Annotated in this window: 12 protein-coding genes; 5 read left to right on the forward strand and 7 right to left on the reverse strand. The window is 65.8% G+C overall.

Annotated features, from left to right (window positions below):
* Positions 1–111: 111 nt before the first annotated feature.
* The 4 genes from CLV54_RS15770 (at position 112) to CLV54_RS15785 (ending at position 3,101) form a co-directional block, all read left to right on the forward strand.
* Positions 112–720, forward strand: a complete 609-nt coding sequence (locus tag CLV54_RS15770) for a TetR/AcrR family transcriptional regulator (protein WP_100345964.1) — start codon at positions 112–114, stop codon at positions 718–720.
* A 79-nt stretch (positions 721–799) separates the two neighbouring features.
* Positions 800–1,135 (forward strand): hypothetical protein, encoded by a 336-nt coding sequence (locus CLV54_RS15775; RefSeq protein WP_245861776.1) that lies wholly within the window; start codon positions 800–802, stop codon positions 1,133–1,135.
* A 419-nt stretch (positions 1,136–1,554) separates the two neighbouring features.
* Positions 1,555–1,779 carry a helix-turn-helix transcriptional regulator gene (locus CLV54_RS15780; protein ID WP_100345965.1) on the forward strand — a complete coding sequence of 75 codons (225 nt, stop codon included), beginning with the start codon at positions 1,555–1,557 and terminating at the stop codon, positions 1,777–1,779.
* Positions 1,779–3,101 carry a tyrosine-type recombinase/integrase gene (locus CLV54_RS15785; protein WP_100345966.1) on the forward strand — a complete coding sequence of 441 codons (1,323 nt, stop codon included), beginning with the start codon at positions 1,779–1,781 and terminating at the stop codon, positions 3,099–3,101. The genes CLV54_RS15780 and CLV54_RS15785 overlap by 1 nt, the downstream gene beginning before the upstream one ends.
* A gap of 25 nt (positions 3,102–3,126) precedes the next feature.
* On the opposite strand, the gene CLV54_RS15790 is transcribed toward CLV54_RS15785, so the two are convergent.
* From CLV54_RS15790 to CLV54_RS15815, 6 genes are all read right to left on the reverse strand, one after another.
* The gene (locus tag CLV54_RS15790; RefSeq protein ID WP_100345967.1) at positions 3,127–4,116 is read right to left on the reverse strand and encodes a nucleotidyl transferase AbiEii/AbiGii toxin family protein; all 990 of its coding nucleotides are present in this window, start codon (positions 4,114–4,116) and stop codon (positions 3,127–3,129) included.
* Positions 4,113–4,820 (reverse strand): hypothetical protein, encoded by a 708-nt coding sequence (locus CLV54_RS15795; RefSeq protein WP_100345968.1) that lies wholly within the window; start codon positions 4,818–4,820, stop codon positions 4,113–4,115. Before CLV54_RS15795 ends, CLV54_RS15790 begins: the two co-directional genes overlap by 4 nt.
* Positions 4,821–5,022: 202 nt before the next feature.
* The gene (locus CLV54_RS15800; RefSeq protein WP_100345969.1) at positions 5,023–5,898 is read right to left on the reverse strand and encodes an exopolyphosphatase; all 876 of its coding nucleotides are present in this window, start codon (positions 5,896–5,898) and stop codon (positions 5,023–5,025) included.
* A gap of 128 nt (positions 5,899–6,026) precedes the next feature.
* On the reverse strand, positions 6,027–6,890 hold the full coding sequence (locus CLV54_RS15805; protein WP_157803028.1) for a TrmH family RNA methyltransferase: 864 nt from the start codon (positions 6,888–6,890) through the stop codon (positions 6,027–6,029).
* 290 nt (positions 6,891–7,180) lie between these two features.
* Positions 7,181–8,428, reverse strand: coding sequence for an IS256 family transposase (locus CLV54_RS15810; RefSeq protein ID WP_100345971.1), 1,248 nt, complete (start codon positions 8,426–8,428; stop codon positions 7,181–7,183).
* Positions 8,429–8,845: 417 nt separating this feature from the next.
* Positions 8,846–9,811, reverse strand: coding sequence for a MerR family transcriptional regulator (locus CLV54_RS15815; RefSeq protein ID WP_245861777.1), 966 nt, complete (start codon positions 9,809–9,811; stop codon positions 8,846–8,848).
* 418 nt (positions 9,812–10,229) lie between these two features.
* Between CLV54_RS15815 and mobF the strand changes: the two genes are divergently transcribed.
* Positions 10,230–12,407 (forward strand): MobF family relaxase, encoded by a 2,178-nt coding sequence (gene mobF, locus CLV54_RS15820; RefSeq protein ID WP_342745300.1) that lies wholly within the window; start codon positions 10,230–10,232, stop codon positions 12,405–12,407.
* On the opposite strand, the gene CLV54_RS18035 is transcribed toward mobF, so the two are convergent.
* Entirely contained in the window at positions 12,386–13,363 is a 978-nt protein-coding gene (locus CLV54_RS18035; protein WP_245861779.1) for a hypothetical protein, read from the reverse strand. The genes mobF and CLV54_RS18035 overlap by 22 nt on opposite strands.
* Positions 13,364–13,485: the final 122 nt, after the last annotated feature.

Genomic DNA, 13,485 nt, shown 5'->3' on the forward strand with positions numbered 1-13,485 from the left:
CTCGTGGTGCTGCTCGGTTCGTGGATCTGGTCGGCGCAAGCGGAATTCAATTCCGTTTCTTGGTGTCGAGCCTAAACGGAAATCGATTCCGTTTGCAACTAGACTGGCGGTATGCCAGCACACGTCGATCAGCGCCGCGTCGATGCGCTCCGCAATCGGGAGCGTCTGCTCGTCGCCGCTCGCGAGCTGTGCGCCGAACAGCAGGCGGTTCCCGTCCTCGCCGACGTGGCCGCTCGCACGGGCGTGGGCGTCGGCACGGTGTATCGCCACTTCCCGACGGGCGCCGACCTCGCGGGGGAGCTCGCGCTCGAGAGCATGCGCGCCCTGCTCGCCGACGGCCGCGCGGTGCTGGCGGCGTCATCGGGCCCGAAAAGCACAGCGAACTCCGTCGGCACAGCAGCCAGCACAGCACGGCCGCTCGACGGCTTCATCGCCGAAGCGGTCGGCATGCTCGTGCGCGATCCGAGCTTCTCGGCCGTCTTCGCCTCGCCGGTCGAACCGCCCGAGCCCGCGGCCCGGATGATGAACGAGCTCATCGAGGTGTTCGGGGCGATCGTCGAGCGGGCGCACGAGAACGGCGAGGTGCGCGAGGACATCGGGGTCGCCGACATCCACCATCTGATCTGCGGCGTCAACCTCGCGCTGAAGCTCGCCGGCGCGCGGGCGCCGGAGCTCGCCGGGCGGTACACCTCGGTGCTGCTGGCCGGCATCCGACCCTGACCTGCGGGCCCGTTTGCGACGGGCGCGGCTCGAGCGAGAGCGGGCCAGCCGAGGTCGGCCACGCCGATACGATGGCGGTGTGTCCCTCGCCTTCTGGATCTGCGCCGCCGTCACCGCGATCAGCGCCGCCGTCAGCTTCGGCTACGCCCTCGCCGGTCTCCGCGCCGCCTCGACGACAGACCGCGTCGGCTCGATGTACGCCTTCGCCCGCAGCCTCGCACTGCTCGTGGTGGCGATCGTCGCGCTCTTCACGGGCTCCGTCGCCTTCGTCGCGGCGATCGCGATCGCGATGGTCATCGTCCAGGTCGCGGACGCCGTGATCGGCGTGCGGATCCGCGACCGCCTCAAGACGGTCGGGCCGGCCGCGACCGCCCTCGTCGACCTCGCGGCGCTCGTCTGGATGCTCGCCTCCTGAGCGGACGCCCGGAGAGCACTCGGGGCGCACTCGGGGAGCGCCCGGAGAGAACTCGGCGAGCGCCGAACAGGTCCGGCTCTGCGACATCCGCCCGGGATGTCCGTCGCACGGCGTGCCACACGATCCATCCTGTTTGGCGACAGTGACTCCACCGACGCGGAAGGGCCGCACCCCGAAGGATGCGGCCCCTGTCTCACGGTGCGAACGGATCAGACCCCGTAGTAGAGCTCGGCTTGATGATGTGAGAGACGCAGGGCGTCCCGCAGGCTCGCACTTCCCTGTCACCGCAGGGAAGTGTGATGTTGAACATGGGTTGGGTCGCTACGGCGGCTGTCCGAGAACCTGTCCGTTTTGCTGATTTTTCGCCGTCCTACGGGGCTGCCTGGGCGTCTCTGGGAGGTGGCACCTACCTGCTTGGTATGAGCGACGACCGCCCTCGCCTCTGGACTCCGCAGGAGCTTGCCGACTACACCGGCGTCCCGATCAGGACGCTTGCTGACTGGCGCACGGAGCGCGCGCGCCGCCGCGGTCTGGGGTTGCCCTTCGTCGCGCTGTCGTCGCACAACGTCCGCTACCGCGACGAGGACGTTGAGGCGTTCATCGCTGAGCGGGTCGTGGCCCCGATGGATCGGGCGGGCGACTGATGGCGCGGGCGAAGCGCGCGCTCGGCGAACTCGGCAAGGTGACCTATACCGTCGCCCCGAGCGGTCTCGTCGTCGCGCGAGGACGGGTCTACGACGGCAACGGGAACGAGCGTCGTCCGAGCGGCAGCGGAGCGACCGAGGCTGAGGCGCTGGCCGCGTTGCAGGAGGAGGCCGATGTCGCTGTCGGTCGGGTTCTGGCGCGACGGAAGCAGTTCATGACAGTTTCGGAGCTGGCGACGGCGTGGCTGAAGACGGCGTATCACGACGACGATCCGCGGGTGCTGCGCCAGCGCCGGGAGCAGACCGTCGATGGCTACGCATCGGTGGTGCGCGCGCATGTCATCCCGCGTGCCGGTGCCATCCCCATCGCGGACATCACCGCGGATCGCGCCGACGGGTTGCTCATGGACGTCGCCCGTCAGAAGTCGGTGACAACGGCGAACAAGGTGCGGAACGTGATGTCGCTGATGTTCGATTGGGCGATCCAGCAGGGGCACTTCTCGGCTGTCGGGTCGATTCAGCAGACGCGGTATGGAGCGGTCGTTGTGGCGAACCCGATCCGCGCGACAAGGCGAGCGGATGAGCCGGACACCGTGTACTTCGAACTCGACGCGACTCAGGTCAAGTACATCCTTCATCTCATCCGCGAGGTGTGGCCCGAGCGGCACCGGGCGCGTTACCCGGTGGGTCGGCGACCCAACTACAAGCTGCTCGCCGATTACATCCTGGTCACGCTCGGCACTTCCGAGCGGACAGCGGAGCCGATCGCTATCCGGTTCCAGGACATCCGATTCGAGGCGGTGGAGCAGCCGGACGGCAGCCTGGTGATGGACGCGCTCGTCTGGGTCGGCGGCACGATGGTGCGCACCAGGTCCCGCGGCCTGTTCCGTCAGGACTCGCCCAAAGCTGAACGGCAGAAGCGATGGGTCCGCGTACCGAGGTTCGCGGCGAAGGTCCTCAGCGAACTCGTCGCGAACCACGTTCCCGACCCGGAGCGCAATCCTGACGACGTGCTGTTCACGTCTGAGCGCGGGCGTCCGCGTGATCCGAGTGCGATCGGCGAGCTGCTGCGGATGTTCCGCCGCGAGTTCGAGCCGGAGCTGTTGGCAATCGGCGTCGACGCCGAGCATCTCACCTTCCGCAGCCTCCGCAAGGCCGTCGCCGCAGCGGTGTCGGGCACGGTGGGCGTCGAGGTCGCACGCGACCTCCTCGGACACAGCGACGCGGCGATCACCGAAGGTCACTACGCGAAGCGCCCGGCTCTCATCGTCGAAGCCGCTGCCGAGGCGCTCGACGAGGTGTTCTCGGGGATCGATGCATGAACCGTCGCGAAGGGTGACTACTGGCTCAGGGGTCGAGCAGTGCCGCGTCCGCTCGGACTTGAGCCAGGATGTCGTCGAAGGAGGGCGGCGCGTCCATGCCGTAGTAGAGGTGGCGCATGGCCGCATCGTGCTCGGTTCGGAGGCGATCGGCGAAGGACGAGGCAGGGTCGAAGGCCGGGGAAGCGGCGAACCCGCCGATCGGTGCAGGAAGGTCTGGCCTGCCGAACGCGGCAGACACGTCGCGGGCGCTGGTGAGGATGTCTGCGACGAGCGGCTTGTCTGTCAGTAGCTCGCGCACGGTGGGGTCGAGCAGGAGGGAGTAGATGTCGTAGAGCTGTCGCCCGATGCGCGGCCAGCCGTGTGGCGAGGCAGCGGTGTCGGGGGAGGCGGCGAAGTTGTTCACTCGCAACAGCTTCTCCAACAGGGTGCGGCCCGGATGCAGGATCGGCACGTCGAAGGAGGCCAGATCGGCCCATGCACTCGTGTCAAAGCCTGAGTCGGCCAACTCGCGTGCCAGGAGCGAGGTGACCGGGTGCAGGGCATGCGGGTTCGGCCCGCCGGACTGGCCGAGTTCCACGAGGATCGCGGCAGGGTTGGCGATCGCGCCCGGCTCGCCGCGGTGCTCCAGCGGCGGGCTGAGATAGCCGGAGCGATGGAAGGAGCCGGAGTTGCCTCCCGCGGTCACCCCGGTCGGTTCCGAACCGGTCGCCTCCGCCGCGGAAGCGAGCAGGGTCCGCAGTGCACGCTGCTCGGCGTTCTTCGACGGGTACTGGCCGATCACCAGCAGGTCGAGGTCTTCGGAGAAGCGCCGGATAATCCGCAGCTTCTCCAGGCTCGTACCTCCCTTGAAGACCACCTCACCCGGATGCTCGGTCGTGATCGCGCGGAGCGCCTCGCAGACCCAGTAATCCTTCTCGACGGCGAGCGGCTGCACGTCGAGGCGTTCCGCGGCGGCGAGGATCGTGCCGCGGAACACCTCGGGGTCGTCATCCCGCCACAGGGCTGGAGCGTTCATGCCGCCGCCAATGTGGCGAGCGCCGACTGGCGCGTGCGGGGGTCAGGTGACGGAATCCTCGCGGCGAGGTCGTCACGTCCGGCCGCACGCAGCAGCGCCGCGAGACGCGCACGGGTGCGACCCGGCTCGGTGGTGGCAGCCTGGGTGAGTCGTTCGGCGCGGAGGACGCCGGACCTCAGTAGCGTGGTCAGCCGCCTCGTGGCCTCGTTCGGGGTGACCTCCAGCACAGCGGTCCAATCGTCGAGGACTTCGAGCGCCGCGACCTCTGTGGCGTTCAACCCGGCTTCGGCCCGGCCGGTGCGCGTCGCGCGGGACACGAACGCGACCGGCCCGGCACCAGAGGGAGCCCGCTCGGGAACGGCCACGAGCGCGCGACGGGGGATCTGCGTCGAAAGGCGCAGCAGGTTCGCCGCGGACAGACCCGCTGGCCCCACGCCGGGGCCAGGGGCGAGCGCCTCGATCAGTTGCTCGCTCGGCGGCGGGGCCATGCCCAGCGGAGTCTTCGTGCCACGCCAGTACAGGCCGCGGCGCACACGCCGCAGCTCACCGCGAGCCTCCAGCTCACCGAGCAGATGGTGCGCGGTCGACGGCGTGAGGGCGAGATCGCCGGGCTCCCAGAAGCGTCCCCGTGAAGAGAGGACGGTGCGCCGGGCATCAGCAGCGCCCTGGCGATTACGACGGGGCGCGAACAGTGTCGACATCATGCTCTCCCTTCTGCAATAGGATACGAGAAACTGCGGTAATCGAGTCTACAACTCAAAACGAGAACCTGCACTAAGTTTTCACCATCGCGATCCCGGTTCTTGCCTCGTTGGGCCATGCGGAGACAACGGAGGTGACGGTGGGAGTGGTGGCGGGGCTGCTCATACTGACAGGTGCGACGCCCACCCCGCGCACCATCGCAGATCAGGAAGCCTCCGACTTGTTCGGCTTCGCAGCCCAGATTGCCGCCAGCAACCCCGTGTCGCAGCGCAACAAATCGAGGGGCTCCTCGTTGAGTAGGCGCAGCAACACTCCGTCACCGGTCGGAGTGCCCGCGTACTTCCGGTCAGGATGCCCCAGCACGATCCGCAGCAGCGCTGACCAGGACTTCGCAGGTATGTCGAACAACACCGAAATCGCGTGATCGCGGCGCAATACCTCTACGGCATTCGCGCGAGAGGTCAGATCAGCGAGGCGGTAGGCGACGTGCTCGACGCAGTCGGCCACGAGTACCGCATCCCATCCGGTCGACGCGAACAATTCGACTATCGCCGACAGTGCTGTGGCGACGCGGATCCGCGCGTCGTCGGGGTCGTCTTCCTCGTCGACTGCAGGGTTGACGGCGAAGGCTGGGTGGTAGTCCGTCAGGTGCTCTCGCTCGGCGAACCGGATGGCGTCGTGGAACCCGGCGATCCGGGAAGTGTGGCGCACTTTCCCGGACGAGACGAGCATCCCGGCTGCGCGTATCTCGACGCCGCAGGTGATTTGCACCGCGCGAGTGACCACAGCCCACGGATTTCGAGCTTTCCGGGTCGAGGGTGCGAGCATGACCTCGAATGCGGCCGAGGCAATTTCCCACGGGTCCAGGTCGTGCTTCTGGGCGAGGGGTCGGTATCTGATGGCGGTGTAGCGCATCAGCTCTGCCGCTTCGCGGTCATGCTGCCAAGCACCCGGCCCGGACTCATGAAGCCGGATGAGCAGGGCGCGTAGCGCCTCTGGGCTTTCGAGGTCGTGACTGGCCGGGCCAGATTGTGCCGCGGCGGCGTTGTTGTTGTCGGCGGGTGAAGTGTGTTCGGTCACGGTGGCACCTCCCGTGAAGGAGGTGGCCCACCAGAGACCAGACCGGGACGCGCGCCAACGCGTCGCTACACTCGCCGCCCGTCAATAGCGACGCCGTTTGCGGAATGCGGCGACAGCTTCGTGGAGACCTACTGAGCGGTCGTTATGTGAGGGATCTGACCTGAGCGGTTTCGCTCATAGAGGGCAATGCCTGCGGACACCGAAACGTTCAGCGACTCAAGATCAGGCGACATAGGGATCGAGTACTTGTAGCTCGCGATCCCGTCGAGCTGTTCGGATAGACCGTTTCGTTCGCTTCCCAGAACGAGCGCCATACGCCCCCTGATCCCGCCGACGGACTCAAGGCTCTCGGCTGCGTGTGCGGTCAGCGTTCCCACGGTTGTTCGTTTGCGGAGGACGTACTCGGCGAACTCGTCAGTGGTCGCGAGCACAACTGGGAGAGCGAACACGAGTCCTCTGCTGGCGCGGATGAGTCGCCGGTCAAACGCATTCCGCAGCCCGCTTTCAAGAAGAACGAGTCCGGCTGCGGAGAAGCCCGCCGATGTCCTTGTAATCGCGCCAATGTTGCCGACAAGACGCACGCCGTCGAGCACGACGATGTCCCCGTCTCTCCCGGAGAGGTCGTCAAGGCGTGCGGGTCTAGGAGCCTCCGCTAAAGCAAAAACACGAGCGCGCTTCTCGCCACCGAACAAGCCATCAGTAACTGCGTGGGACAGGGTGTACGTCGGAAGCTGCCCGTACATTGGTGTCGCGCCGTCGCCCGAGGAGAGCTGAAGACCCTCTGTCAGGTACAAGCTGTCCAGCCGGACACCGCTACGCGCGGCTTGATCGATGTTTTCAAGGTCATCGATCAGGATCGTCTTTGGTCTGGACGCGCGGCTGCGCAGTACATCGTTGATTCGTCGAACGATGGGGTGATGCGGATCGCTGATGGCCGCATATTCTTCTTCCATGCCGTTGGGCCGGTCGCGGAGCGAGATCGTCTCTTGCATGTGCTCCACGGTTCGGCATGACGCGACGTGAGAGTCAACTGGTAGACCCTTACGCGAGGGAAGCCCCTAGCGTCATTGGCATGGGACAGCCGCTCGAAACGCATCAGTCAATGAGGAAATCACCTTTAGAGTTGTGTATACCGGTATCCCTCGTCGCACGGCTGGCTGGGCTCGTCGGCTGGGCAATGGATCACCAACCTGATGCGCTTGCGCCCTATCTCAGCGCAGTTGAACGTGGAAGACGGTCAAGTCCCGGGACGTGGTGTAGCGGTTTGTGATCCTTCTGGTTGTTAGGCGCTGAGTTCGAGGATGGTGTCGGTCACCTCCTCGTTTCCAGTGTCGGCGACGAGGGCAAGGCGGGACTTCGCGAGGATGTCGAGGCCGAGGTAGCGGCGTCCTTCGGCCCATTCGTCGGTCTGTTCGGCGAGGACGGCGCCGACGAGGCGGATGATGGCGTCGCGGTTGGGGAAGATGCCGACGCTGTCGGTGCGGCGGCGGATCTCGCGGTTCAATCTCTCGTTGGGGTTGTTGGACCAGATCTGGTGCCAGAGCCCATCAGGGAACCCGGTGAACGCGAGGATGTCTGCTCTCGCGGTGTCGAGATGCTCGTGCGCGTCGGGGAGCTTGTCGTCGACGTAGTCGAGGAGTCGGTCGAACTGCGCGTGAACGCTGTCGGCGTCGGGCTGGTCGTAGACCGAGTGCAGCATCGCTTTCACCGCTGGCCACATGCTCTTCGGCGTTACCGACATCAGGTTGGCCGCGTAGTGCGTTCGGCATCGCTGCCAGACCGCTCCGGGCAGGTTCGCCGCGATTGCCTCGACCAGACCTGCGTGTGCGTCGCTGGTGACGAGGCGGACCCCTCTGAGGCCGCGGGCGACGAGGTCGGCGAAGAACGAGTTCCAGGCAGCCCCGGTCTCCGAGGTTGCGACCCGCAGGCCGAGCACCTCGCGACGCCCGTCCGCGTTCACGCCGGTCGCGACGAGCACGACGGCGTTGATCACCCGCCCGCCTTCGCGGACCTTCATCGTCAAAGCGTCAGCGGCGACGAACGTGAACGGGCCGGCGTCATCGAGGGGACGGTGGCGGAACTGGTCGACGTGCTCGTCGAGCTCGGCCGCCATCCGGGAGACCTGTGATTTCGAGAGTGAGTGGATCCCGAGGGTCTTGACGAGCTTGTCCATCCGGCGGGTGGAGACGCCGGCAAGGTAGCAGTCCGAGACGACCGTGATCAACGCGGTCTCGGCACGTTTGCGGCGCTCCAACAGCCATTCCGGGAAGTACGTCCCCGACCGAAGTTTCGGGATCGCGACATCGATTGTCCCGACGCGGGTGTCCAGGTCGCGATGCCGGTAGCCGTTGCGCTGCGCGACACGGTCAGGACTGGGCCTGCCCCATTCCGCGCCGACCACGGCGTCCGCGTCGGCGGACAGGAGAGCGTTGATCGTGGTTTGCAGCAAGCTGCGCATCAGATCCGGCGACGCATCGGTCAGGGCTTCAGCGAGCACGCTCGCAGGGTCGACAATATGAAGTGCGGTCATCGTGATGATGCCTTTCGAGTGGGATGTGAGAGTTTCCTCGAAGGATCACACGGTGACCGCGCTCACGTCGGGAACGACGAGCCAGCCACCGCGGACTACACCACGCTACGGGGCACTACTTGGAAGACAGGCATGCGCAACTCAGATGCTGTGGTCCGACATTGCTGACGGAGGACAAGGCATCGAGGAGATATGGGAACGAGTCCGAAGGGGTGACATCGATGATCGGTCAGCAGCGCGACATGCGTTCATGCTGCTGATCGCGTTGGACGGATGGTCGCGAGTAAAAGTGTGCGATCAACCAGAATGTCGTCGTGCTTTCGCGGATGCCACGAACGGGCTCAGCCGGCGTCGATGCTCCGCACACACGCGACGACAATCACCTGAGTGACCTGTCCCGTCGTTTCTACGGCTGGATCACTCCCATTTAGCTTGTGTTGGATCGACGCCGTGAACCGCAGCATTGGCGAAGATTACGTCTCGTAGCCACTCGCTCATTCCCGGTTCCCACCGGTCGATAGTCGCAGTGAAACGTTCGTCCTCGACATACAGGCGTCCAAGGCACGCGTGCATTGAATATGAGCACGCGAATAACTGCTCGATCAGGCCTCGGTGAGCCTCAGCAAGTCGGTTCGCCTCGCTAGTCCCGGGCGTAACGCCGGAGCGCTTCGCTTCGGCCAGCTCGCCCTGAACGGCTTCGCCAAGGTCGTGAATCCTGGCCCGTTCGGCCGCTGAAAGAGGCGCAATGTTCTGCTCAAACTGGGCCCATTCGAATGAGTTGCCCCAACGTTCGTAGGCTTCTTCTGCCCACTCTGGTCGCCACTCTCGTCCGAAGATCTCTGCCTGCTCCCGGAGCGAGAGCCGTGTGCCACGCTGCTTCGCGGCTAGGAGCGTATCGATGCCTTCTGCCATTTCGGAGAGCCGACCGATTCGGTCTCCGATGATCTGTCGCTGTTGACGTAGTTGCTGCTCTTCGTCGGTGGTGGGGTCATCCAAGATTTCCTGGATGCTCGCGAGACTGAAGCCGAGTTCTCGGTAGACGAGGACACGATGAATCCGACCGATGTCATCGTGATCGTAGGCGCGGTATCCGGAACGTGAACGATTCTTAGGAACCACCAAACCGATGTCATCCCAGTGGTGCAGAGTCCTGACGCTCACTCCGACCAGCCCGGCGGTCTCGCCAACTGACAGTGCTTCAACGTCGACGGAAGAGGCGGGCACTGAGCTCCGACGAGACAACCATGGCGTCATCGACGCTGGCGTGTGCATACTCATCAGGTTGGCCTCCTCACCTCTCCATTCTGCCGTCTCGTCCTGAACCCTTACCAGTTCAGCACAGGCCCCGGACTCTGGCCGTTCCATGACCGATGCACTCGACATCGATCTATCCTCAACAGTTCCCCCAGTTCTCCTCAGCAGATGCCTCCACGAAGCGAAGACGTTCCGCCCGCCAAAAGAGCTATGCACGGATGCCACGGCGGGGCCGTGGTGCGTACCTCCCTCATGAGACGACTCATGAGGGAGGCCCAGATGAAGGGCGGGGTGATCCTGTTCCACGGCAGCGGGGCTGCCGCACGCCGGTACGTCGAGGTCGACCGCTCCCGCGCCGACGAGTATTACCTCGGCGCTGATGACGCCGTAGCCGAGTATGCGGTGCTCGACTCTCGCGGCGAGGTCACCGCCGCCCGGTCCTTGTCGGCCGATGAGTATGAGGGGTGGGTGGACTGGATCAACCCCGAAACGGGCGAGTCGATCGGCACCCCGCGCGGCGGCGGCGAAGGGTACGAAGGGGTCGCCGTTGTTCGCGGAAATGACGATCAATGCTCCCAAGAGCCTGTCTGTCGCCGCCGCTCTGCATCCCGAGGTTTCCGAAGCCCTCGATGCGGCACAGCAAGACGCTCTTGCGGAGATTCGGCGGTGGCTGGGTCAGCACTCGGTCACCAGGGTCGGGCCGCGTGACGCGCGAGAGGTCGTGCCCATCGAGCACGTGCAGGTCGTGGGCATCCGGCATAAGACCTCCCGTGCAGGAGACCCGCACCGGCACATTCACATGCAGATCGGTACGCGCATCTTCGCCGCCGGGAAATGGCGATCACTCGACACGGCCGCTTTGTTCAAGCAGCAAGGAGCGATCCGCGAGTTGGGTACTGCGGTGATCGCGGCGCACCCGCCGCTCGCGCAGACCCTCGCAGCATATGGTCTGACGCTGAACCCTGCATCTGGTGAGGTGACCGAGTTGGAGCCGTTCAATGGGGTGATGTCGAAGCGATCGGCGCAGATCAGACGCAACTTGGAACGTCTCGAAGCCGAGTGGGAGCAGCTACATCCGGGTGAGGAGCTGGGGCCGGTGATGACGGCGCGGTTGCAGGGCATCGCGTGGACGCATCAGCGGCCGGGGAAGAAGCCCGCCGACCTGAAGAACGAGGCGTGGTGGGTGCAGGAACTCCGCGATGCTGGATACGACCCCGCAACGCTTGAGCGCCGGGCGGTGCAACTGTCCGTCGCAGTGGACGAGCTATCCGTGCAGGAGGTTGCATCGCGGGCACTCGGCCGCAGCGCCGCGAGTGCGTCGGCGTGGACACGGCACACGATCCAAGAGCACGTCACCCGCATCACCACCGAACACGGCGTGCAAGCAGCCCCCGACGAGTTGCGGGAGTTCATTACGTTGGCGACCGAGCTTGCAGCCGGTGATTGCTTCTCCGTGTTGCCGCCGGGTTCGGCGATGCCGGAGCATGTCGCGCACCTGACCAGCCTCGGCGTGGTCGCTACCGAGACCGTACTACGCGACCAACTCACCGCCGCAACACCCCAGCAGGAGCCGAAGCACCCCGACGTGTCCAAGGAAACGGACGCCGCTGGGCTCGATGAAGGGCAGACCCTCGCAGCAGCCGCTGTCGCGTCGACCGATCCGTTGGTGATCGTGGAAGGAGCAGCGGGCAGCGGAAAGACCACCATGTTGCGCACGGCCATCGAGATTGCTGCCGAGCATGGTCGGTTCTCGCGGGTGGTTGCACCGACGAAGAAGGCCGCGCAGGTTGCCGAGAAGGAACTCGGTGTCCCCGCTACATCGGTTGCAGCGCTCGTATACGCCCACGGATGGCGATGGAACAAGGACGGCGTATGGACACGCCTCAACGCAGGCGACCTCGACCCCGACAGTGGACACAACTACACCGGCCCACCGAAGGATGCGGTGCTGTCGCAGGGTGAGCGGGTGATCGTGGATGAGGCCGGGATGCTCGATCAAGACACCGCCCGCGCGCTGCTCGCTGTGATTGCTGAGGCGGGGGCGACGGTCGCGCTCGTCGGCGACCGGGCTCAACTCCCCGCTGTCGGACGTGGCGGGGTGCTCGATATGGCCGTGCAGATCAGGGGCCGCACCTATGACATGACCGAGCTTCACCGCTTTAGCGACCCCGAATACGCGGCCCTTTCCTTGGCAATGCGTGACCGGGAGAATCCCGGAGAGGTGTTCGACCAGCTTGCCGCTATGGGCCTGGTGACCCTGCACGGCGACGAGGAACACGCCCAACAGCACATCGCCGAGAACGCCCACGACGGCGAAGCAGTCACGGTTGCGACGAACGACGAAGCCGCCGAGCTGAACGAGCGCATCCGCACCGGGCGCATCGAACGGGGCGAGGTCGATGACGCGCTGACGGCAACCGGTAGCGACGGCCTCCCCATCGGGGTCGGTGACCTGATCCAAACCCGCAGAAACGACACCGCGCTCGGAGTCGCGAACCGGCAGCAATGGATCGTCCAACAAGTCACCGACGACGGCACCGTCTACGCCCGTGAGACAGCGGACGCAAGAACCCCTGCACCGTCACCCTGCCGCCGGAGTATGTGGCAGAGCATGCGCACCTGTCTTACGCTGCAACCGCGTATGGTGTTCAAGGCGCAACCGTCACCAGTTCCCACACCGTCTTGTCAGGGGCGACGAGAGCGTCAGGCGTCTACGTCGGCATGACCAGAGGCCGGGAGGCCAACCGGCTGCACATCGTCGCTGAGAGCATGGCGGAGGCGCGAGCACAGTTCGTCGACGCGATGGAACGTGACCCTGCTGACCGGGGCATTGACCACGCTACCCGAGCCGCGAAAGAAGCGGTGCGCGGCTTTGTCAGTGATGGCCCGGTCAAGCTCGTCACCGAAGAACTCGCACGCCTCGACTACGAAGCCGAACGTGCCCGGAGGCAGGCGGAACGGTGGGAACAGATCGCCGAACGACTCGACGCCCAGCGAGCCGTCCAACGCGCGGAGGACGACGAGAGTATTGCCGCGCTCCACACGGCCGAAAACGAGGCTGCACGAGTGCGGGCCGAGGTCGCTGGGCCGCTCACGGCCCAGGCCGCACACGACGGTAAAACCTATCTCGGTGCGGTCGAGGGCGAAGCCGCTGCACGCGCCCGACTCGCCACCGTGGGCAGGTTCGGCAGGCGTAAGGCCCGTGCCGAGCACCGCACCGCGACCGAACACACTCAGAGCTTGCGCGAGCAGGTCAGCACCGAATGGGGCACCACGCCGAGCGGCCCTGACTGTCTCCCGGAATGGGCGTCCCGCGTTGCTGCCAAGCGCGCCGAGACGACCCCGCGCGTGACCGACGCCGCCCGGACCATCGAGGCCGCCATCGCCGATCGGGAAGCGACACTCGGGCGGCACGAGCAGGAACGGCTGGCGTTGCTGGTCAGCGAGTACGGAGCCGAGAGAGTACGCCCTGACCGCCTCGGGATGCGCATTGTCAAGCCTCACCGCGACGCAAGGGACGCCCGAGCGCGAGCCGCCATGAGTCGTGCTGAAGCTGAGGAGCTGCGCGATCTCCCGATAACCGAGGCAGCTCAGCGCGTCGAGGTCAGGCGTGCCGAGCAGAAGAACGCCCGACAACGAGCGGCACAGCGGGCGCGGCAACTGCACGACCCATTCGAGCACAACCCCCACCGAAGCAACCCGCGCCGCGAGGGGCCAACGCGCAGCGTGTAGCCGTAGGGCACCCGCGCTGATGCTAAACGCAACATGTGGTGTTCGCTGCAATCCCGCCTACATTTTCAGTC

It is taken from the genome of Compostimonas suwonensis (genome assembly GCF_002797855.1).
In the GTDB taxonomy this organism is placed as follows: Bacteria; Actinomycetota; Actinomycetes; order Actinomycetales; family Microbacteriaceae; genus Compostimonas; species Compostimonas suwonensis.

What these genes read in the sequence shown, in the direction of transcription:
- CLV54_RS15785 (WP_100345966.1), top strand. Translation starts at nt 1,779, where the DNA reads ATGGCGCGGGCGAAGCGCGCGCTCGGCGAACTCGGCAAGGTGACCTAT.
- CLV54_RS15780 (WP_100345965.1), top strand. Translation starts at nt 1,555, where the DNA reads ATGAGCGACGACCGCCCTCGCCTCTGGACTCCGCAGGAGCTTGCCGAC.
- CLV54_RS15770 (WP_100345964.1), top strand. Translation starts at nt 112, where the DNA reads ATGCCAGCACACGTCGATCAGCGCCGCGTCGATGCGCTCCGCAATCGG.
- CLV54_RS15790 (WP_100345967.1), bottom strand. Translation starts at nt 4,116, where the DNA reads ATGAACGCTCCAGCCCTGTGGCGGGATGACGACCCCGAGGTGTTCCGC.
- CLV54_RS15810 (WP_100345971.1), bottom strand. Translation starts at nt 8,428, where the DNA reads ATGACCGCACTTCATATTGTCGACCCTGCGAGCGTGCTCGCTGAAGCC.
- CLV54_RS15815 (WP_245861777.1), bottom strand. Translation starts at nt 9,811, where the DNA reads ATGTCGAGTGCATCGGTCATGGAACGGCCAGAGTCCGGGGCCTGTGCT.
- CLV54_RS15805 (WP_157803028.1), bottom strand. Translation starts at nt 6,890, where the DNA reads ATGCAAGAGACGATCTCGCTCCGCGACCGGCCCAACGGCATGGAAGAA.
- CLV54_RS15795 (WP_100345968.1), bottom strand. Translation starts at nt 4,820, where the DNA reads ATGATGTCGACACTGTTCGCGCCCCGTCGTAATCGCCAGGGCGCTGCT.